A 21911-nucleotide genomic window follows, 5' to 3' on the forward strand; every position below is an offset into this window, starting at 1 on the left:
ATTTTAAAAGGAGGCATATGAATGTATAATCAATTTCCTGATGCTAAAATATTAAAGGTCGACCTTACAAAAGGAGAAGCAAAAATAGATGTAATTTCCGGTGAAATCTATAGATTATATCCGGGCGGCTCAAGTTTGGGTTTATACTTAGCATTAAATGAAATGAAATCAGGTATTGATCCATTGTCCCCTGAAAATGCTTTGGTTTTCTCCGTTTCAGCTTTAACCGGTCTTCCTATAAGCGGTATCAGCAGATTAAATGTAACTGCAAAAAGCCCATTAACAGGAACTATAGGAGACAGTCAAGCAGGAGGATTTTTCCCGGTTCATCTTAAAGCTAATGGATATGATGCAATAGTTTTTAATGGAAAATCAGATAAACCTGTTTATTTATTTATAGATGGAGACAAGTTTGAGTTAAGAAGTGCTGAAAATGTCTGGGGAAAGGTTACAGGTGAAGCTGAAGATATAATACGTAAAGAGTTGAACAGGGATGATGTGGAAATAGCCCAAATAGGTCCTGGCGGAGAGAATGTCGTTAAATATGCATGTATAATCAATATGTGCAATAGGGCTAACGGCAGAAATGGTATGGGAGCCGTAATGGGTTCAAAGAATTTAAAGGCGGTTGTAGTAGCTAAGGGGAAGCCAATTAAACCATATAATAATGAAAAGTTTATGGAGCTTTCCAAGAGTGTTGCCAAAAGGTTAAAAGAAAACGGCGCCGTAGCCGGATTGGGTCAATATGGAACGGATGGAGATTTAGAAGGATTTAGCGATGAAGGGTTCTTAGTCACCAGAAATTGGACATCAGGATACTTTCCTGAGGGAGCAGAAAAATTAACCGGAACCACAATGTATGATACTATACTAAAGGAACGGGATACATGTTTTGCATGTGCAGTAAGGTGCAAAAGAGTTGTTGAGGTACCCGGATTGGTTGATCCATTATATGGGGGGCCTGAATATGAAACAGTTGGAACCTTTGGTTCTTATTGTGGAGTTACAGACCTTGAATATGTATCATTAGCTAATCAACTTTGTAATATGTATGGAGTTGATACTATTTCATGTGGTGCAACTATTGCATTTGCAATGGAATGCTATGAAAAAGGGTTATTAAATGAAGAAATATGTGATGGAATAAAATTGAATTTCGGCAATGAAAAAGCATTGCCTATACTTATTGAGAAAATTGCCAAGAGAGAAGGAATCGGTGATCTATTAGCTGAAGGCAGTTATAGAGCAGCAGAAAAAATAGGTAAGGGAGCTGTTTGTCTTACCGTAACAGTAAAAAAACAGGAATTACCTGCTCATATGCCTCAATTTAAACCTGCGGTAGGATTAATATATGCTGTCAATCCTTTTGGTGCAGACCATCAATCAAGTGAGCATGATCCTTTTCTTGTAATGCCGCCGGACAGCAGAGAAAGAAAGAGATTGGCAAAAATAGGTGTACATAAGGGTTACGAAGATAATTTTACAATGGATGATGATAAAGTTCGTTTTGCTTTAGACACACAAAAATACTTCTCAATATTAGATACATTGTGCTTGTGTCAATTTGTATGGGGTCCTTCCTGGGAGCTTTATGGACCGGATGAAATGGTTGAACTTTGTAAGTATGGTTTAGGATGGGATACTTCAATATACGAACTGATGCAAGTAGGAGAAAGACGTATTAATATGATGCGTTATTTTAATTCAAGAGAAGGATTTACAAAAGATGATGACCAGCTGCCTGAAAAAGTATTTATACCTTTAAAAGGAGGACCAACCGACGGTGTAGTATTAGATAAGGAAGCTCATGAAAAAGCTAAGGAGTTATATTATGAATTAGCCGGATGGCATTCTGAAAATGGTAATCCTACAGTATCAACAATGAGAAAATTATCTTTACAGTGGTTGATTAACTAATAGGCGGTGATTGTGTGGAAGTAATTGTTAACAATAAAGAAATAACAGTTCCTCATAATTATACTGTGTCGAATTTAATAAAACATTTAAACTATATTGAATCTGTAGCGGTATTTATAAACGGCAAACAAATTTTAATGTCTCAATATGAGAAATATCAATTGAGCCAAAATGATAATGTTAGAATTATAAAACCGTTAGGAGGCGGTTAGTAATTTTTAATTAGGGAGGACGAACATGATTACATCAACAAGGGACATAGATAATCTGTTAAATAAACATTTAACTTATAGACAAAGCTGTTTAAATTTAATAGCTTCTGAGAATTATTCAAGTGAAAAGGTAAGAAGCTATTTAGGATGCGATTTTGGAAACAGATATGGATGCTATTCAACACTAAATCCAAAAGATCGAGAATATACAGGAAACAAGTATATTTACGAATTTGAAATGGAAACACAAGAGTTGGTAAAAGATATTTTCAAGGCAAAGTATGCTGACTTAAGACCGATTGGAGGTCACATGGCAGGAATGTCGGTGGTGTTAGCAATACTTGAGCCGGGAGATTTAGTAATTGAAGTAAATTTAAAGGATTGGGGACATGGATTAGTCGGACCAATGTGTCAGGTTAAGCAATTCGATGAGACAATTAATGTGGAGTATATGAAATTCACAGAAGATGGTGCTGTTGACGCTGAAGCATTAAAAAATCAGGTTAGAGAGTTAAAACCTAAATTAGTCATATTCGGTGGTTCGGGAACATTGTTTCAGGAACCGATTAGAGAGTTAAGACCATTGGCTGATGAACTTGGTTTTTATATTGCATATGACGCTGCTCATGTTACGGGCCTAATTGCTTCTGGCGTATTTAAGAATCCGCTGGAAGAGGGCGCAGACATAATGTTTGGAAGTACCCATAAGTCTTTTCCCGGTCCTCAAGGTGGATTTGTAGTTTCTAATAATAAGGAGCTAATAATAAAAGTAGGAAATACACTTTCGCCATCATTGGTAACAAGTCATCATCTAAATAGATTACCGGCACTTGCAGCATCTATTTTGGAGATGAAGGAATTCGGAAAAGAATATGGTAAACAGATTGTTAAAAATTCTAAAGCATTGGCAGTTGCATTAGATAACTATGGGTTTAATGTGATAGGTAAAAATAAGGGTTTTACTGAATCGCACTTACTATTAGTGAATTTGGGAGATAAAATAGATACAGCTCCTGCAAAATATTTGGAAAAGGCCAATATCTTAGTGTCTGATGATTTTTCCGGTACTTCTCCAGTAATAAGAGTTGGAACTCCTGAAGTAACCAGAAAAGGTCTGAAAGAAAAAGACATGGAACAAATAGCATTATTTATAAAAAGGTTGTTAATTGATAAGGAAACAATAGAGAATGTTACTAAAGACGTTGAAGAGTTTTCTAAAAGCTTTACAAATTTAGAATATTCTTTTTAGGCTTGTGATACCCTTCTATATAATAAAGCTGTCTGCATAGACAGCTTTATTATTGCACTTACAGTATAAGTGACCGACACAAATCAGAGATTTGGGTCGTCTGCTTAAATAAACAGATTTACGTTGGATTCTTCCGCATCACCTAAGTATGTGCCCACACCGGCGAATTCCACACCGTCAATCAGTTCTTCTTCAGTGATTCCCATTACATCCATTGACATGGTGCAGGCAATCATTTTAACACCGTTATCCATTGCTTTTTTAACTAAATCCTCAAGAGAATCTATATTTTTATCCTTCATTACCTTTCGCATCATAGCTGTTCCCATTCCGCCCATATTCATTTTGGACAGCTTTAATTTGCTTACGCCCTGCGGCATCATTTTACCGAACATGGCATCTATGAACGGCTTTTTAATATTTTGTTTTTCTGTTCTTCTCAAAACATTTAACCCCCAGAATGTAAAGAACATTGTAACCGGTCTTCCCATTGCCGCAGCACCGTTGGCAATAACAAATGAAGCTAAAACCTTATCCAGATCACCGCTGAATACAATAATTGTTTTGCCGTCATTTGCAGATGTTAACATCGCAGAGTTTTGTAAAAGATTATCCGACTTTTTTTCAGATGTACCCTTTTGTAAATATACAATATTATTTTTTCCTTCCTTCTCTGCCTTTAAAAAGGTGTTCCCCGTTCTTCTGCACCAAGCTTCAACGTCTCGCGCAAATCCTGAATCGGTTGCGGAAACTTTTATTATGTCACCATCATTGATTTTATTTATGGCTTCATAAACTTTCATAATAGGACCGGGACATTGAAGTCCGCTGCAGTCAACCTGTATGGATGCTTTTATTTCATTAGTTTTTTTTTCTTCCGAAATGTTCTTTATATTTTCTTTATTCATTATTGAGTCATTTTTTTCGTTTATATTATTGTAATAATCATAATAAACACTCTTATAGAAGTTTGTTCCCGCAGGATAAACATATACATTATTAAATCCGTTTTCTGTCAAAGCTCTTGCAGCATTGTAAGAACGAACACCAACAGCACAAAAGATGATTATTTTATCATTCTTGTTCAATTCGTTAATTCTGCTTCTCAACTCTCCTAAAGGGATATTAACAGCACCCGGTATTTCAAAAACCATCAGCTCTGCTTCCTCTCTGATATCAAGTAATATATAATCGCTTGGCTTTGACGGCTCTATGTCGTTCCATTTATTAAACGTTATTTTACCTTCAATTATATTTTCCGCAACGAAACCTAACATGTTTACAGGATCTTTAGCGGATGAATATGGTGGTGCATAGGCAAGCTCAAGTTCCTTTAAGTCATAAATGCTTCCTCCTAAACGAATTGTAGTTGCAAGTGTATCTATTCGTTTGTCAGCTCCGTCCTCACCAACAATCTGCGCACCATATATCTTTTTGCCGTCAACAGAAAAAACCATCTTGAGTATTAATTCAGAGCTCTCAGGGTAATATCCCGCATGTGATTTTTGTGATATTGTTGCAGTGTAATAATCCTTTCCTTCAACCATACCCATTCTGTTAAGAGTTTTTTCATTTGCTCCTGTGGAAGCAACCGTCAAGTCAAATACCTTTGCAACAGAAGTACCCATGGTTCCCTTGTATTCTTCATTGGCTCCGTAAATGTTGTTTGCGCATATTCTTCCTTGCTTGTTAGCAGGACCGGCTAACGCAATCATTGCTTTACCCTTGTTTATGAATTCTTCTACTTCTATCACATCACCAAGAGCATAAATATCAGGGTCAGATGTTTTTAAATATTTATCAACTACAATTCCGCCTCTTTGGTTCAGCTCAAGCCCTGCTTCTTTAGCTAATTGGCTGTTAGGTCTGACTCCTATTGATAAAATTACCATGTCTGCAGTTAAGGTTCTTCCGCTTGCCAAGGTAATTGTGACCATGCCGTTTTCACTGCTGAACTTTGATACTCCATCACCTAAAATCAGATTAACTCCGTTTAATACCATGTTGTCCTGCACTAATCTTGCCATTTCATAATCTATGGGAGCCATAACCTGATCCATCGCTTCTGCAACAGTAACATCTATGCCTGCGAGATGCAGGTTTTCGGCAACCTCAAGACCTATGAATCCTCCTCCGATTACAACGGCGTTTTTTGGGTTTTTCTCACTTATAAAGCTTTTGACTTCATCAGTGTCGGGAACGGTCCAAAGCGTAAAAATATTGGGTGAATTTATTCCCTCAATCGGTGGCTTCAAAGGAGTTGAGCCGGTTGATATTACCAATACATCATAGCTTTCTTTGTATGTTTCTCCTGTTTTAACCTTTTTAACTTCAACATTTTTGTTTTCTCTGTCAATTTTAATAACTTCAGAATCTACTCTGACGTCCATATTATATTTTTTTGACATTGCTTCAGGTGTTTGCAGCAGCAACGAGGATCTTTCCTTTATCACATCGCCTATATGGTATGGTAAACCGCAGTTTGCATATGAAATGTAGGAACCTCTTTCAAACATTATGATTTCTGATGTTTCATCCAATCTTCTCAATCTTGCCGCTGTACTTGCACCGCCGGCAACGCCGCCTATAATAACTATTTTTTTGTTCATAATAGCCCCCTAAATACTTTGTTAATATTATTATATTTATATATTAGCATATTAGAATATTAAGTGCAAGATATATTTTTAAATCTACATAATAAAATTAAGATATCACTTGATTTTATAGACAGTGGGTTATACATAAGTTTATAAAATGTTTAAAAAGTGTTTAAAAAGTGTTTGATAATATTTTAACAATTACCCCAAAAAGTTGTCCTGATTTGGAATTATACATCACAAAAACAACGCTAATAATATATACTTAAAAAAAAGGAGGATGATGTTATGGAAAAAAAATCAAGTAAACCATCATTTGCTATTTCACTATTGATAGTGGCATTCTTATTTATAATTATTATTGCACAATTAATTGTCGCAGGAAGTCCTGATATTCACATGACACTTGTATTCTCGATAACTTTTGCAGTAATATTGTTAATGGCAACAGGGACTACTTGGCAAACAATTTTAGATGGAGTTATGCATGGATGTAAGATTGCAACTGTTCCAATGTTGATACTTATGTTTATAGGTATGTTGATTCCCGCGCTTATTGCTTCAGGAACGATACCTTCACTCATTTATTATGGATTAAAAATTATCAATCCATCAATTTTTTTAGTGACAGCGGCTTTAGTATGCGGTATTGCGTCTGTATGTACCGGAAGCAGTTATACAACCGGCGGAACATTTGGTGTGGCCTTCATGGGTATTAGTATAGGTCTTGGTATACCACCTGCTTTAACAGCGGGAGCTGTAATTTCAGGAGCGGTTATCGGGGATAAAATATCACCAATGTCAGATTCAACAAATTTAGCTGCCGGTGTTACAGAAACAAATCTTTTTGCACATATTAAGAGCATGCTATATACAACAGTACCTGCTTTTATAATTTCTTTAATTATATACTTTATACTCGGCATGAGTTATGATGTTACTTCTATTGATACAACAGCAGTTGATACTATACTTGCCGGCATTTCTGAAAACGTTAATGTTACACCTTTTTATTCATTAATAAGTTTAATACCACTTATAGCAATTGTTGTTATGGCTGCTAAGAAAGTCAGTGCACTTGCCGCAATGATTATCGCATCTATTATTGCTATGTTTATAGCCATGTTTGTACAAGGGTACGGAATATTGGAAATGATGTCATTTATGAATTATGGTTTTTCAATTGACACAGGAATAGAAGCAGTTAACAGATTGCTAAACAGAGGTGGTATTCAATCAATGATGTGGACTGTTTCATTGGGATACTTAGGGTTATCTTATGGCGGTATACTTGAAAAATCATTTGCATTAGAGGCCATATTAAATAAAATTTCTTCTGTTGTTAAAAGTGCAAGAAACCTTATCATCACTCATGTTTTATCATCAATATTTGTTAATCTTATTTCTGCAAGCCAGTATGTTGCAATAATTATTCCCGGCAGAATGTTCCTGCCTGCATACAGAAAATTAGGAATTAGAAGTGATGTTGCTTCAAGAACATGTGAAGATTCAGGTACTGTAACATCACCATTGGTTCCTTGGGGTTTGTGCGGAGTATTTTTTGCTGGAACTTTAGGAGTAGGTACATTGGAATACCTGCCTTACGCATTTTTATGTACTTTAACTCCTTTAGTAGCAATACTATATGCAATTACAGGTAAATTCATATGGAAGGAAGAATCATCAGAAGGTAACGTAAAAGAAGCTGCAGACTAAAAGAATAGCAAAAGGCAAGGTATTTATATGTATAAAATAAAGAAAGAACATGTCACTGATTTATTGATGGATTTAGTATCTATTGAGAGCCCATACTTTAAAGAAGACAAAATAATGGATTATGTTTATAATTGGTTTCATGAAAATAACATAGAAGCATATATACACGAATATCATGAAGCAAAAGTCACCGGTTTTAAAGGAAAGAACATTGTCGTGAACCTGCAAGGAGATAAATTAGGTCCGGTTATATGTTTAAATGGGCATTTAGACACTGTAAAGCTGTGTAACGGATGGACAGCCAATTATAGAGGGGAAATAATAGGTGATAAACTTTATGGAGTCGGCGCATTAGACATGAAATCAGGATGTGTTGCTACAATGCTGGCACTTAAGAAATTTGCGGATAATTATAAAAGCTTCAAAGGCAAAATTATTTCCACATATGTTTCAGTTGAAGAAGGGCCTTATGGAATAGGAACGAATTCACTTATAGAAGAAGGTATAATAAGTGATGTGGATATATCTATAATAACAGAGCCAAGTGCAGGCTTTACAGGCAATAAATTTCCTAATGTTTGTTTAGGTGCAAGAGGAGGATATGGTCTCGAAATCGAATTTTTTGGAAAATCATCACATGCAGCAACACCTGAATACGGTATAAGTGCTGCAGAGGATGCAGCTAGAGTTATTTTCGAGTTAAAAGATATAGACTATATAGATGACCCTCATCTTGGCAGGGGTTCTGCCTGTGTAGTAGCAGTAGAATGTGACGGAGGTGCTTGCAGTGTCCCTGATTATGCGAAAGTTCGTTTGTTTTGGCATATAGTTGTAGGTGAAAATGAAACAACTATAACAAAAGAAATTGAAAAGGCAATCAAAAGAGCTGAAATCAAATGTGATTATAAAATTAATTTCAGGGAAGCACCATCAGAAGGTTCTAAGGGTTTTCTTCCATATTCTATTACAGGAGAAGAACCGCTTGCTAAAGAGTTTATTGATACGGTTAAGGAAGTATGCAATACAACTCCAAGCTTTTCATATTTCCAAAGCATAGGTGATTTTAATTATTTAGGATCAAGATTAGGTGCACCTGCAATCATCTTTGGAGCAGCAGGAGGTAATTTTCACGGAAGTGATGAATATGTGGAAATTGAATCTATAGTAAAAACAGCAGAAGTAATATATGCATTTTTAGAAAAGATTTTATGTAATTAATTGATAAGGGGGAGCATATGTCTCCCTTTATTCATATATAAACATAATTTTAAATAAACAAAAAGCAATATTTGTGATATAATTAAAATAGTATTATATTATAAAAATTGATTATATTCTATTCTATGCATTTTCGGAGGAATTTTGATGTATGCAGATATATTAATAAAAAATGCCAAATGTATGACTATGGAAAATAGAGAAGTCGTAGATTGGATAGCGATACAAAAAAACAGAATAATGGAAACGGGATATGGTACAGAATATGAATCAATAATCGGAAATGATACAATAATTTTAGATGCAAAGGGTAAGACCGTTTTACCCGGGTTTATTGACAGTCATTTTCATGTAGTTCAAACTGCTTTAAATTCCATGAGTTTAGACTTAAGTGATGTAAACTCACATGAAGAGTTAGGAGAACGAATTAAGGAAGCATCTACATCTTTTTCCGGAAACTATATTCGAGGTATACGTATAGATGAAAACCAATTTAAAGAAAAGAAATTTCCTAACAGAGTCCTTTTAGATAAGTATTGCAGTGATATTCCCGTTATGATAAATTCATATGAATATCAAGTAAGTATTCTTAATACCTGTGCAATGTTATATTTCAAAATACCTTTTACTGCTGAAGGAATAGAAATGGACAGTAAACAGATGCCTACCGGTATATTCAGAAAACAGGCAAATGCGATATTACGAACAAACATATTAAAAAATATATCGGTTAATATGAGAAAAGAAGCTATTTCAGGAATTATGGCTACACTTATTATGAACGGAATTACCACTGTAAATGCTATGGAAGGCGGATTTATGTACAGTGATAAGGATGCAGACTTTTTATACGAATACGGAAAGGATTTCCCTATTGATATAGTTCTTTTCTATCAGACAATGGATATTGAAAAAATCAAATCTATGGGATTAAACAGGGTCGGCGGATGCCTTTACATAGACGGAACTCTTGGCGCAAGAACAGCGGCTTTATCATTTGAATATGCAGATTGCCCGGGTACCATGGGAAGCTTAAGGCTGACACAGCAGGAAATAAGCGATTTTGTACTGCAATGCTATAAAAATAATTTACAATTAGCTTTGTATACAATTGGGGACAGGGCAATAGAAATGGCCTTAAATGCTCATGAAAACGCTCTTTATCAAACCGGGAACAAAGGGTTAAGACACAGACTGGAGCATGTTGAGTTAGTTAATGAAAAACAGATAGCGCGGGCTAAGGAGTTAGGAATTGTCTTTTCAATGCAGCCCACATATGAGATTTATTGGGGCGGACGCGGCAAAATGTATGAACAAAGATTAGGAGATAAATATGTACGCACAAATCCGTTTAAAAAAATCACTGATAATGAAGTTGTAATATGCGGAGGCTCTGACAGTGATATAACAGAACCCAGACCGCTTTTGGGAGTTTATTCGGCCGTAAATCACCCTGTTAAAGAACACAGAATAGATATTAATGAAGCTTTAAAAATGTTTACATTTAATGGTGCATATGCAATATTTGAAGAAAACGAAAAGGGTTCATTAAAAAAGGGGAAATTAGCTGATATTGTAATACTTGATCAAGATATTTTATCAGTACCGCTGAACCAAATAGACAAAATTAAAGTTTGCACAACAATAAAATCCGGTGAAATTCTTTATAATAATCTATAGGAATTGGAAAAAAGTATGTTGAATATTTGTTTTTTGGGAAAATCAAAAATAGAATATAACGGCGAATCACTTCAGGACAAGTTAGGAAGTAAGGCTATTGCTTTAATTTGTCTTCTTGCCTTAAAAGAAAACGGTTATTTAAGCAGAGAGAAAATAGTGGGCTATCTATGGCCGGATAGCAACATAGAAGCGGCAAGATATAATTTGCGATATAATTTATGGCTGATAAAGAAAAATATTGGTTCTGATGAATATGGCAATTCATTTCTGAATGTTGATAATGAGTTTTGTTGTATAAATAAGAAATATGATTTTAAATGCGATATTCTTGAAGTTATGAAATTTAAACCAAGTGATAATGATTCTGTAGAAGGTTTATTAAAATTAAAAAGATTGTTTAGAGGAGATTTGCTTGAAGGATGTTTTTTTAAAAAATGTGAAGAATTTAATGATGTAATCCTTTTTGAAAGAATAAATTTCGAGAGATATAAGGTAAAAATACTAAAACGTTTAATAGATTTATATGAAAATGAAGATTTATTTGACTCTGTCATTGAAGTAATTAAGGAAATACTTGAAATAGAACCTTATGATGAAGAAATGGTTTTAAAATTGATGGACACTTATGTTAAGTGTGGAAAAAGGGTTGCGGCAATAACTTATTATAATAATTACAGCAACGGATTAGCAGGAAGTTTAGGTATTTCACCTTCAAATGAACTCAAAAAAAAGTACAATGAAATTAAAGCTTTAGCAAACAAAGATTTATGTTATGATAGAATAGACGAATATAAAAACATAAGCGGTTCTGATAAAAAAGTTGACAGAATGGGTTTCGTAATATATTCTGACTGTTTAAAATATATTGAGTATTTTTGGATAGCAGATGTATTGGACAAATTAGTGAAATTAGATAAAGAGGAAATTTTTAGCTGTTTAAATAATAAGGAACTGTGGGATTTAGGTTATATACAATTTAGCGTATTAAAGTTCTGCAGTGAACAACCGGATATAATACAAGGATATAGAAGAGAAGTAATAGATGTTTGCATTGTAAATGCATTTATTAAGCTTTTAAAACATATATGTGAAAGACAAAACTTAACAATAATAATTAAAAACAGTTCAAATTTAGATAATATTTCAGCTAATGTTTTAGCCTATCTTAAAAGGCTACAAATAAATGAATTAAAATTAATGGAAGAATAAATTCGTTTCTTGCATTTCGCTGCTACATTTGATATTATAACTGATTATAAAGTTTAATTTAATTAGTTTATTAATCGCTAAAGGAAAATCATGGAAAAATTAAAGAAAATCATAGTTGAACGTGGAGAAATTAAAGAGGGAAATGTACTTAAGGTTGATAGCTTTTTGAATCATCAGCTTGATGTTGAGTTTCTTAATGAAATAGGAGAAGAAATTTACAACCTTTTTAAAAGCAAGAATATAACAAAAATTCTTACTATTGAGGTTAGCGGAATAGCAATTGCAACAATGTCTGCGTTATATTTTAAAGTGCCGGTTGTATTTGCCAAGAAATCAGAAAGCTTAAATTTAGACAAGGACGTTTATAAAGGCAAGGTTATTTCTTACACTAAAAACAAAGAATATAACATAATGATAAGCAAGAAATACATAAATGAAAATGATAAGCTGCTGATTATAGATGATTTTTTAGCAGAAGGAAATGCCATGAAAGCTTTAATAGAATTAGCGGAGCAAGCAGGTGCTTCAGTTGAGGGTATCGGCATAGTAATAGAAAAGGGCTTTCAGAACGGCGGAAATTACCTGAGAAGTATGGGATATAATTTAAAGTGTCTTACAACTATAGAAGAAATGAAGGATGGCAAAATTACTTTCAAATAATTATGTATTAATTTTTAAAACCGAATTTTCAGGTAATGATAAAATCTCTGAGTATATAATGTCCCTAAAATCAATTAGGGATTTTTCATTTATATCAATACTATAGTCAACAGTTGAATTTTTTGCGGCATCACAAAATAAATCAATATCTGTCTGTGATATGCTTTTAAACCTTTCTTTTCTTACGATATTAGCATCAGAAATATAAAAAAACTTATATCCTTCATCTAAGGGGATGGCCACGAGTAAATCGCTGTTCATAAGATTTTCATATTTATAGATGGTGTAGTTAATATAATTTATATTATCAATAAAATCCTTGTAAACGGAAGCCATTTCAAAATTATTGCAGGATGCTTCCTTTTTCATTTTAATTTTTAATTCCTCTATAAAAGATTCAGCATTTACTTTGTCTGTCAGTATATCTTTCAAGCATTCTTTGTTTTCATTAAATTCATTTATGTTTAAAGTAACAGGAAACAGATGATATTCAAAAGAATATGAACCGTTGATGTTTTTAATAGGATAAATATTTTTTAAGGAATTAATGATTTCATTCAGATAAAATTTACTTCTGAAGGGTCCGTAAGTACCTTCTTCTCTTTCATCAACCACAGATAATGCATTGTATTGATTATAATTTTTAAGCTTTAAAAAAACATAACCTCTGTCATGCTTCATCTGAGAATTAAAAATCGGCTTTATTTGCTTGATTAATCGGCATTCTAACAGCCTTGCTTCTAAATGAGTATCCGTAACGGTGTACTCAATGTCATCTATTAAACGTACCATTTTGGTTATCTTTTCCCATTTGGGATTATCTGAAAAATATGTCCTTACTCTTTTGCTTAAGCATTTACTTTTGCCCACATAAATAACATTGCCCTTTGAATCAATCATTTTATAAATTCCGGGTTTCGTTGGTATTTGTCTTAATTTTTCTTTTAATTTATCCGAAATGTTAATCATGATACCATCCTTTTGAAAGCTAAATATATTGTATATTAAGCTATAAAGAAATTCAATAAAGAGTAATACTGTTATTGTATAAATCTCAAAATATGATATAATATTAAAAAAATTTTTAAACTTATAGGGACGCTTATGTATACAATGGATGAACTTAGGAAGTTTTGCTATAACTGCCATAAATGCAGATTGTCTGAAACAAGGACAAAAGTAGTGTTTGGAGAAGGAAATGAGCATGCTGAAATTATGTTTGTGGGAGAAGGTCCCGGATACAACGAGGATGTTCAGGGAAGACCCTTTGTCGGCAAAGCAGGGCAGCTTCTTGATAAGATGATTGAAGCGATATACCTTAAACGAAGCGACGTCTACATAGCCAATGTGGTGAAGTGCAGACCTCCTGAAAACAGGAACCCCTTTGAAGATGAAAGCGGCGCATGTCTGGATTATTTACGGTGGCAGGTTAAGTTGGTTAAACCCAAGATTATTGTGTGCCTTGGAGCGGTATCTGCTAAAAATCTTATAAATCCCGATCTAAGTATTAGCAAACAAAGAGGGCAGTTTGTAAAAAAAGGTGATATTTACTTCATGCCAACATACCATCCGTCCTACTTGCTAAGAAATGAATTTGCCAAGAAGGATGCATGGAAAGATTTTAAAAGTATTGCTGCCAAGCTTAAGGAAATCAAAGAAATATAAACTCAAAATTTGTCATGGAGGAATTGAAATGAAAAAAAGATTTCTATTTGTTTTTTTAGTGCTGTCTTTGTTCATGTTGTCGATCACGGCATGCTCCGCATTAAAAAATGGTGCAGGGTCAGGAACTTTAACCGCAGTCTATTTAGGCGTTGTGGATTACGGAACTGTGCAAGCCGGTGATAAGGACAGCTTTCGGTATCGCTTCAGCATAGAGGGGGAAGAAGTCATTTACGGAGTTTCTAATGCAAACGATTACAAAATCAATAATATATTGGCTGAAGGATATGTATTTAACCTTACTGTCGAAGATGATGCAGTCATAGATATCAGCATTCCTGAGCCTTATGCGGTTGGAACCGTTCAATCGGTTTCACCGGACATCATAACAGTGGACGGAGATAATATCAGAATTACTTCTAACACAAAATTTCATGAAATTATTTGTGAGGCAGGAGGAGCAAGGCTTGAGGATGTATCTATAAAAACAGGCAAGTCCGTAAAGGTGTACGGTAATCCGGCAGATGTCATATATATGACATTCGTGGCAGAGCCATATCAGGCACCGATCAGAGGGACTGCCGGTCAGCGTACTCTGAAAAATTTCCTTGCTACTGCAATGGAGCCTGTGGGAACAGCTTTGTACGTTTGCGGAGGAAGCTGGGATTGGCAGGATGCAGGTTCAAGCAATCAGGCGACAACAATCGGACTGTCTCAGACATGGTTGGATTTCTTTCAGTCACAGGACGATACTTACTCATATATGAATAACAACAATTTTTCGGAGAGTTATTACCCCCATAACGGTTATAACGAATATTACTATGCAGGCATAGACTGTTCAGGTTATATCGGCTGGACAGTCTACAATGTGATGAATACTGAAAGCGGAAAAGATGGCTATGTGGGAGTCTCTACAAATATTGCCAAGACATTAGATCAGGAATATAACTATGGAACATGGACACGGGACTTTAACAGCTCCAGCTTAAAGGCTGGGGATGTATTCAGCTTGTTAGGACATGTATGGATCTGTTTGGGAGTATGTGAGGACGACAGTTTGGTGATTGTGCACTCTGTACCGTCAGACAGCAAAAGCGGCAGCACCGGAGGCGGTGTGCAGCTGAGCGGTGTAGGTAAAAGTGAAGATTGTAAGGCATACGAGCTTGCAAAAGAGTATATGGAACGTTATTACCCGGAATGGAACGACAGATATCCGGTAATATTCAGGACTTACAGCAGCTATACTTCTACCGCAAATGCCAATGCAGGCAAATTCTCATGGAATCTTGACGAGACAGGTTTGCTGGATCCGGAAGGATATACGGATATGTCGGCCGAAGAGATTTTAAGAGACTTGTTTGGGCAAAATTCCAATTGATGATGAACTGAATAATACAGTGAATACGGATTTGATTGATTACCCCTTAAATTATAACGGCCTCTGAATGACGTGCTAAACCCTTATTGAATATATTTTATTATAAATTTACATTAATACAATTAACAATATTGTGATTAATTTAAAATATGGGTATAATAAATATAATGAAATCAGATGTAGGAGTTGATAAAAATGAAGGAAATTTATTTGGCGGGCGGATGTTTTTGGGGAATGCAGGCATACTTTGATTTACGTAAAGGAGTTAAGGAAACGGTTGTAGGATATGCAAACGGAAATACAAAAAATCCGACCTACGAACAGGTATGTAACAATTCAACCGGTTTTGCAGAAGCTGTTTATATTAAATATGATGAAAATGAAATAACTTTAAACAAGATATTGGAAGATTTTTGGAGGGTTATTGATCCTACTTTGTTGAACAGACAGGGTGGAGATATTGGAACACAATACAGGACAGGGATTTATTATGTGAATGAAGGAGATTTAAAAGTAATAAATGAATCCTTTAATAATGAAGCTTTAAAACACGATAAGAAAATAGTTACTGAAGTAATGCCTATTAAAAACTTTTATGCTGCGGAAGAATATCATCAAAAATATTTAGAAAAGAACCCGAACGGCTACTGTCACATTGATTTAAGCCTGTAATGCATGGAGGAGTATATGAAATATGAATGGAAGAAGCAAGAAAAGGAACTTTATTTGCCAAAAAACAAACCTGAGTTAGTTACAATTCCAAAATTTAAATTTTTTACGTTAAGCGGACAAGGAAATCCCAATAATAATGAAGAATTTTCAGAAGCAATAGAAGCATTATATTCGCTGTCTTACACCATAAGAATGCTTCCAAAGAAAGGTATTGTACCTGAAGGTTATTTTGAATACACTGTCTATCCCTTAGAAGGTGTGTGGGATTTAGCTGAAGAAGCAAGAGGTAAGGACAAATTAGATAAAGACAGTTTAATATATAAAATAATGATTAGACAGCCGGAGTTCGTTACAGAGGAATTAGCTGAAAATATTATTGAGCAGGTTAAGGTGAAAAAATCTAATGAGTTATTGAATAAGGTAAAATTTGAAAGTATAGAAGAGGGACTTTGTGTTCAAATGATGCATTTTGGTTCATACGATGATGAGAAGGAATCATTTGATAAAATGCAAGATTATTGTAATAAAAATAATTTAACAAGATTATCGATGATACATAAGGAGATATATATTTCGGATCCAAGAAAAACAGAAAAAGAAAAATTGAAAACGGTGCTGCGGTTTAATGTAGCAGAATTAAGCAGATGACCCAAATCTCCGATCTGGTGTCAGTCGCTTATGCTGTAAGTGCAAAATAAACGCTGAGAAAATTCAGCGTTTATTTTAATCCGTACATAACAACCTCTACAGTTTAAATTGTCATTAACTCAAAAACAAACTTTGAGGCGTTTATAAAATCATTTATGTTAAGCTGTTCGTCGGTTGTGTGTGCAAGCTCCATTCCGGCTCCTACATTTACTGCTTTTATACCGTTTAGATTAAATACGTTAGCATCGCTTCCTCCACCGGAAGGAATTTTTTCAACTTCAAGTCCTAATTTTTCACATACACTTTCAATTTGTTTTATGTGTTCATCTTCTGTATCTAAAACATAGGAGAAATAACAATATTCAATATTATATTCTAATTTAGCACCATATTTGTCGCATGCGTCCTGCAGGCATTTTATCATGTGATCAGTCTGTGATTTAAGCTTTTCTGTAGAGCGGCTTCTTGCTTCTGCAACAATTTCAACTAATGGTGAAACAATATTTGTAGCACCTATTGCCTTAAACGTACCAATATTTGCAGTAGTTTCACTGTCAATACGAAGCAGATTCATATTTGTTACCGCCTCTGCTGCCACCATTATAGCACTGACTCCTTTTTCAGGGCTTGCGCCTGCATGAGAGGGCTTTCCTATAATGTCAGCAAAAATTCTTGTTTGTCCGGGAGCTTCAATAATAATTTGACTTGGACTTCCGCCACTGTCTAATACGATTCCCTTTTTAGCAGTTAACTTAGAAAATTCAACTTCCTTAACACCATTTACTCCGCCTTCTTCGCAAATTGTAAAAACAATTTCAATTGGTCTGTGAGGCAAGTTATTTTCCTTTATAGTTCTAAGTGCTTCTATAATTGCCGTTATTCCTGCCTTGTCGTCTCCCCCAAGAATTGTATCTCCCTTGCTCTTTATATAATCACCATCTATGTATGGAACTATACCATTGCCGGGTGTCACAGTATCCATATGAGCACTGAATAGCATTGCCTCAGATTGATTAGTTCCCGGAATAAAACAATAAACATTATTTCCGTTGGAATTTAGCTTTTTACCTGATTCATCAGTATAAGGTTCATACCCTAAATTTTTCAAGTCATTAATTATTCTTTCTGAAATTGCTTTTTCATTTTTTGTTTCACTGTCGATTTTTACATATTCCATAAAGGTATTAATAAGTCGTTCTTTGTTTATCATGGCACACCTCATTTTTATTTTATATTTTAAGTATAATACATTTTATCAAAAATTTCCATTAAATTAATGGTTAGAAAACTTTTCAAAAAAAGTGTTGCTTTTTGATAAGCAGCTCAATATAATAGAACAAAATAAATAAAAACTGTTGATAGGGAATAGTAGGCATGCTTAATGTTAAGAGAGCCGGCGGTAGGTGCGAGCCGGTCTGATGTTTGTTGAATCCACCCTTGAGGGTTTGCGATGAGTAAAACGGAGGCAGCCGTTATCTGCATAGAGTGGATCATTGTATCAATTTGGGTGGTAACGCGGAAATTTTAGTCTTTCGTCCCTTTCCTGGGATGGAGGACTTTTTTAATTCGTATAATGCATAAGAGACTGACACAAAATTTAAAGTTTGGGTCATCTGTTACCTTTATTTTGTTATACACAAATATTGTTATACCCTAAAAAAGTTATGATCAATTTGGGTGGCAACACGGAAGTAAACCTTTCGTCCCTTTGTGGATGAAAGGTTTTTTTGTATAAATTTTCAAATATAATAAGGAGGATTAAAATGAACAAAAAACTATTCATACCCGGACCAATTGATGTAAAAGAGGATGTGTTGGAGCAAATGACGAAACCTATGGTAGGACATAGGTCAAAGGAGGCATCAACAATACAAAGAAGTATTAGTGAGAAATTAAACAAGGTATTTCATACGAAAGAGCAGATTCTTCTTTCTACATCTTCAGGTTCAGGTCTTATGGAAGGAGCTATCAGATCTTGTACCAGAAAAAAAGCCGCTGTTTTTTCTGTAGGTTCTTTCGGAGAACGATGGTATAAAATGGCGATTTCAAACAATGTTTTAGCGGATAAATTCAGCGTTGAAGCAGGAAAAGCAACTATGCCTGAAATGGTTGATGAAGCATTGGCTACCGGCCAATATGATTTAATTACCATAACTCATAATGAAACATCTACCGGGGTCATGAATCCCATTAATGAGATTTCAAAAGTTATGAAAAAGTATCAAGATGTAATATGGTGCTTGGATACTGTAAGTTCTATGGGAGGAACAAGGATAGATGTGGATGAACTTGGTGTAGATATTTGTATTACATCTACACAGAAGGCATTGGGATTACCTCCTGGAATGGCCATAGCTTCTATGTCAAGAAAAGCTGTTGAGGCAGCAAAACAGGTTAAGTATCGAGGATTATATTTGGATTTGTTAGAACTTTATGATTATATTCAAAAAAAGGACTATCAATATCCATCTACTCCTGCATTGTCTTTAATGTATGCTATGGATTATCAGCTGAATAAAATTCTTGAGGAAGGACTTGACAACAGATATGAAAGACATTTATCAATGGCTGAGTATGTAAGGGGATGGGCCAAGAAAAACTTTGAACTATTTCCAGAAGAAAAGTATGCGTCAATCACACTAACGACTATAAAAAATATAAAAGGAATAAATGTGGCAGAATTAAATAAAGAACTTGGCAAAAGAGGATATGCCATATCAAACGGTTATGGTGATTTAAAGGAAAAAACTTTCAGGATAGCACATATGGGTGATTATACCCTTAATGATGTGAAAGAATTATTAGAAAATATAGATGAAATTATAAATAAAAACTAAATATGAGGATTTAAGGGAGGAGATAATATGTTAAGAGTTTTAATTTCTGACGGAATGGAAAAAGACGCTGTAAAAAAGCTTAAAGACATGGATTTAGAAGTAGTAGAAAAACACTATGAGACAGATGAGCTTATAAATGAAATTCAGAATTTTGATATTTTAATTGTTCGTTCAAACACTAAGGTTAAGAGAGAAATAATAGATGCTGCATGTATTACAGGAAGACTTAAGTTAATAATACGTGGTGGTGTTGGACTTGATAATATTGATGTTGTTTATGCAAAAACAAATGGAATACAAGTAAAAAATACTCCAAATGCAAGCAGTGCCTCAGTAGCAGAATTGGTAATCGGACACATGTTTAACTTGGCAAGGTTTATTCATAACTCAAATGTAACTATGAGACAAGGACAGTGGAACAAAAAAGTATATGAGGGAATTGAAATATTTAATAAGACACTGGGTGTTATTGGTTTTGGCAGGATAGGAAGAGAAACTGCCAACAAAGCGGCAGCATTAGGAATGAATGTGGTTTATACGGATGTTATTGGTGAAGTAAAGGATTGCAAGTATAAATATTTGCCAATGAATGATCTGCTTAAAATTTCAGACTTTATATCAATTCATGTTCCATTTAGCGGTGAAAGAGCAGTTATAGGAAAAGAAGAGATAGAAATTATGAAAGATGGTGCTTTTATTATTAACTGTGCAAGAGGAGGAGTTGTAGATGAAGGTGCACTTCTTGAAGCACTTGACAATAATAAACTTGGAGGAGCAGCCATAGATGTGTTTGCCGAAGAGCCTGCAAAAAACAGTCCGCTATGCAGGCATGACAAGGTATCCTGCACACCCCATATAGGCGCTTCAACTAAAGAAGCTCAGGGTAGAATTGGTGATGAGATAGTAGAAATTATTTTTAATTATATGAATGAAGGAGTGTGCTTAGCATGACTATTATAAAAGCTTTTAATGGTATAAGACCGGTTCCTGAATTGGCGGACAAAATAGCGGCATTGCCATACGATGTTATGAACAGTCAAGAAGCAAGGGTTATAGTAGGAGATAATCCTTACTCCTTTCTGCATGTGGATAAGGCGGAAATAGATCTCGAGTCTTCAGTAAGCATATACGATTATAAGGTATATGAAAAAGCACGCGATAACCTTGAATACATGATTAAAAAAGGTTGGTTAACGCAGGATAAAAATAAATGTTTTTATATTTACAAGCAAATTATGGGAGAACACGAACAGACAGGGCTTGTGTGCTGTTTATCTGTTGATGATTATCTCAATGACAGGATAAAAAAACATGAACATACCAGAAAGGATAAGGAACAAGACAGAATAAATCATGTTAAATACTGCAATGCGAATACAGGACCGATTTTTCTTATGTATGCAGCAAATAACCAAGTAGATAAAATAAAAAATGAATATATGAAAAATAACCTTCCTGTTTATGACTTTGTTTCTGAAGATAATATAAGACATATAGTCTGGGTTATTGATAATAATGAAACAATAGAAATGCTTATTAATTTATTTAAGGAAATTGATAATCTCTATATAGCAGATGGTCACCACAGGGCAGCGTCTGCAGTCAAGGTAGCAGAAGAAAAAAGAGAAAAAAACGCTGACTATACAGGCAATGAAGAGTTTAATTTCTTTTTGGGGGTATTGTTTCCTCATAATGAGCTTAAAATTATGGATTACAATAGAGTTATCAAGGATTTAAACGGGCTTGCAGCAGAAGAATTCATAAACTGTGTTAAGGAAAAATTTATAGTAGAAGAATATAAAGGAAAAGAACAATACCTGCCTGACAGAAAACATAAAATAGGTATGTTCCTTCAAAACAAATGGTATATACTTACTCCAATGAAGGATACCTATGGCGAAAATGATACAGAAAAAAACCTTGACGTTTCAATATTGCAGAACAATTTATTATCTCCTGTATTAGGTATAAAAGATGTGAGAACGGATGATAGAATAGATTTTGTCGGTGGAATCAGAGGATTAAAGGAGTTGGAAAGAAGAGTCAACAATACAACGGCTGTTGCATTCTCATTATATCCGACAGATGTTAATGATTTAATGGATATCGCAAATCAGGGAAAAGTAATGCCTCCTAAATCCACTTGGTTCGAACCAAAGCTAAGAAGCGGATTGTTTATACACAGTTTAGAATAATAAAATATAATTTGTAATATATTACATTGATTTAGGCAGGCATGATGAAATATAA

Annotated in this window: 18 protein-coding genes and 1 other annotated feature; of the genes, 15 read left to right on the forward strand and 3 right to left on the reverse strand. The window is 34.5% G+C overall.

All coding sequences use genetic code 11. The annotated features are described in order from the left end of the window. Nucleotides 1-21: 21 nt before the first annotated feature. The 3 genes from RT412_RS04840 to glyA are packed head-to-tail and all read left to right on the forward strand — an operon-like array spanning nucleotide 22 to nucleotide 3378. Nucleotides 22-1917, forward strand: coding sequence for an aldehyde ferredoxin oxidoreductase family protein (locus RT412_RS04840; RefSeq protein WP_313345796.1), 1896 nt, complete (start codon nucleotides 22-24; stop codon nucleotides 1915-1917). Nucleotides 1918-1931: 14 nt separating this feature from the next. After that, nucleotides 1932-2129: a sulfur carrier protein ThiS gene (gene thiS / locus RT412_RS04845; RefSeq protein ID WP_313345798.1), complete on the forward strand. Its 198-nt coding sequence runs from the start codon at nucleotides 1932-1934 to the stop codon at nucleotides 2127-2129. Between the two features lie 25 nt (nucleotides 2130-2154). Then, entirely contained in the window at nucleotides 2155-3378 is a 1224-nt protein-coding gene (gene glyA, locus RT412_RS04850) for an aminotransferase class I/II-fold pyridoxal phosphate-dependent enzyme (RefSeq protein WP_313345800.1), read from the forward strand. Nucleotides 3379-3482: 104 nt separating this feature from the next. On the opposite strand, the gene RT412_RS04855 is transcribed toward glyA, so the two are convergent. Continuing rightward, nucleotides 3483-5987: an FAD-dependent oxidoreductase gene (locus tag RT412_RS04855; RefSeq protein ID WP_313345803.1), complete on the reverse strand. Its 2505-nt coding sequence runs from the start codon at nucleotides 5985-5987 to the stop codon at nucleotides 3483-3485. Between the two features lie 279 nt (nucleotides 5988-6266). On the opposite strand from RT412_RS04855, the gene nhaC reads away from it, so the two are divergent. The 5 genes from nhaC to RT412_RS04880 all read left to right on the forward strand — a co-directional run bounded on the left by nhaC (nucleotide 6267) and on the right by RT412_RS04880 (nucleotide 12461). Continuing rightward, entirely contained in the window at nucleotides 6267-7694 is a 1428-nt protein-coding gene (nhaC, locus tag RT412_RS04860) for a Na+/H+ antiporter NhaC (RefSeq protein ID WP_313345805.1), read from the forward strand. A 27-nt stretch (nucleotides 7695-7721) separates the two neighbouring features. Next, nucleotides 7722-8912, forward strand: a complete 1191-nt coding sequence (locus RT412_RS04865) for a M20/M25/M40 family metallo-hydrolase (protein ID WP_313345808.1) — start codon at nucleotides 7722-7724, stop codon at nucleotides 8910-8912. 147 nt (nucleotides 8913-9059) lie between these two features. Next, complete coding sequence (locus RT412_RS04870; protein WP_313345810.1) at nucleotides 9060-10592, forward strand: amidohydrolase; 1533 nt, start codon at nucleotides 9060-9062, stop codon at nucleotides 10590-10592. A 15-nt stretch (nucleotides 10593-10607) separates the two neighbouring features. After that, a complete protein-coding gene (locus RT412_RS04875) occupies nucleotides 10608-11801 on the forward strand; it encodes a BTAD domain-containing putative transcriptional regulator (RefSeq protein ID WP_313370514.1) in 1194 nt (397 codons plus the stop codon). A 90-nt stretch (nucleotides 11802-11891) separates the two neighbouring features. Then, nucleotides 11892-12461, forward strand: coding sequence for a xanthine phosphoribosyltransferase (locus tag RT412_RS04880; protein ID WP_313345816.1), 570 nt, complete (start codon nucleotides 11892-11894; stop codon nucleotides 12459-12461). Here the strand turns inward: RT412_RS04880 and RT412_RS04885 are convergent, their stop codons facing one another. After that, nucleotides 12462-13430 (reverse strand): GIY-YIG nuclease family protein, encoded by a 969-nt coding sequence (locus RT412_RS04885; RefSeq protein WP_313345819.1) that lies wholly within the window; start codon nucleotides 13428-13430, stop codon nucleotides 12462-12464. A gap of 135 nt (nucleotides 13431-13565) precedes the next feature. Between RT412_RS04885 and RT412_RS04890 the strand changes: the two genes are divergently transcribed. The 4 genes from RT412_RS04890 to RT412_RS04905 all read left to right on the forward strand — a co-directional run bounded on the left by RT412_RS04890 (nucleotide 13566) and on the right by RT412_RS04905 (nucleotide 16824). Next, the gene (locus RT412_RS04890) at nucleotides 13566-14126 is read left to right on the forward strand and encodes a uracil-DNA glycosylase (protein ID WP_313413109.1); all 561 of its coding nucleotides are present in this window, start codon (nucleotides 13566-13568) and stop codon (nucleotides 14124-14126) included. A gap of 28 nt (nucleotides 14127-14154) precedes the next feature. Further along, on the forward strand, nucleotides 14155-15504 hold the full coding sequence (locus RT412_RS04895; RefSeq protein ID WP_313345825.1) for a copper amine oxidase N-terminal domain-containing protein: 1350 nt from the start codon (nucleotides 14155-14157) through the stop codon (nucleotides 15502-15504). A 195-nt stretch (nucleotides 15505-15699) separates the two neighbouring features. Then, nucleotides 15700-16176, forward strand: a complete 477-nt coding sequence (gene msrA, locus RT412_RS04900) for a peptide-methionine (S)-S-oxide reductase MsrA (RefSeq protein ID WP_313345827.1) — start codon at nucleotides 15700-15702, stop codon at nucleotides 16174-16176. 15 nt (nucleotides 16177-16191) lie between these two features. Beyond that, a complete protein-coding gene (locus RT412_RS04905; RefSeq protein ID WP_313345830.1) occupies nucleotides 16192-16824 on the forward strand; it encodes a GyrI-like domain-containing protein in 633 nt (210 codons plus the stop codon). A gap of 103 nt (nucleotides 16825-16927) precedes the next feature. On the opposite strand, the gene RT412_RS04910 is transcribed toward RT412_RS04905, so the two are convergent. Beyond that, complete coding sequence (locus RT412_RS04910; RefSeq protein ID WP_313345833.1) at nucleotides 16928-18034, reverse strand: M20/M25/M40 family metallo-hydrolase; 1107 nt, start codon at nucleotides 18032-18034, stop codon at nucleotides 16928-16930. A 136-nt stretch (nucleotides 18035-18170) separates the two neighbouring features. Then, nucleotides 18171-18367: a binding site (T-box leader), on the forward strand. A 220-nt stretch (nucleotides 18368-18587) separates the two neighbouring features. On the opposite strand from RT412_RS04910, the gene RT412_RS04915 reads away from it, so the two are divergent. Genes RT412_RS04915 through RT412_RS04925 form a run of 3 tightly spaced genes read left to right on the forward strand, consistent with a single transcriptional unit; the run spans nucleotide 18588 to nucleotide 21856 of the window. Continuing rightward, nucleotides 18588-19661, forward strand: a complete 1074-nt coding sequence (locus RT412_RS04915) for an alanine--glyoxylate aminotransferase family protein (protein ID WP_313345836.1) — start codon at nucleotides 18588-18590, stop codon at nucleotides 19659-19661. Between the two features lie 27 nt (nucleotides 19662-19688). Then, on the forward strand, nucleotides 19689-20612 hold the full coding sequence (locus tag RT412_RS04920) for a D-2-hydroxyacid dehydrogenase (protein ID WP_313345839.1): 924 nt from the start codon (nucleotides 19689-19691) through the stop codon (nucleotides 20610-20612). Beyond that, nucleotides 20609-21856: a DUF1015 family protein gene (locus RT412_RS04925; RefSeq protein ID WP_313345842.1), complete on the forward strand. Its 1248-nt coding sequence runs from the start codon at nucleotides 20609-20611 to the stop codon at nucleotides 21854-21856. Before RT412_RS04920 ends, RT412_RS04925 begins: the two co-directional genes overlap by 4 nt. Nucleotides 21857-21911: the final 55 nt, after the last annotated feature.

The organism is Sedimentibacter sp., assembly GCF_032080165.1.
GTDB lineage: Bacteria > Bacillota > Clostridia > Tissierellales > Sedimentibacteraceae > Sedimentibacter.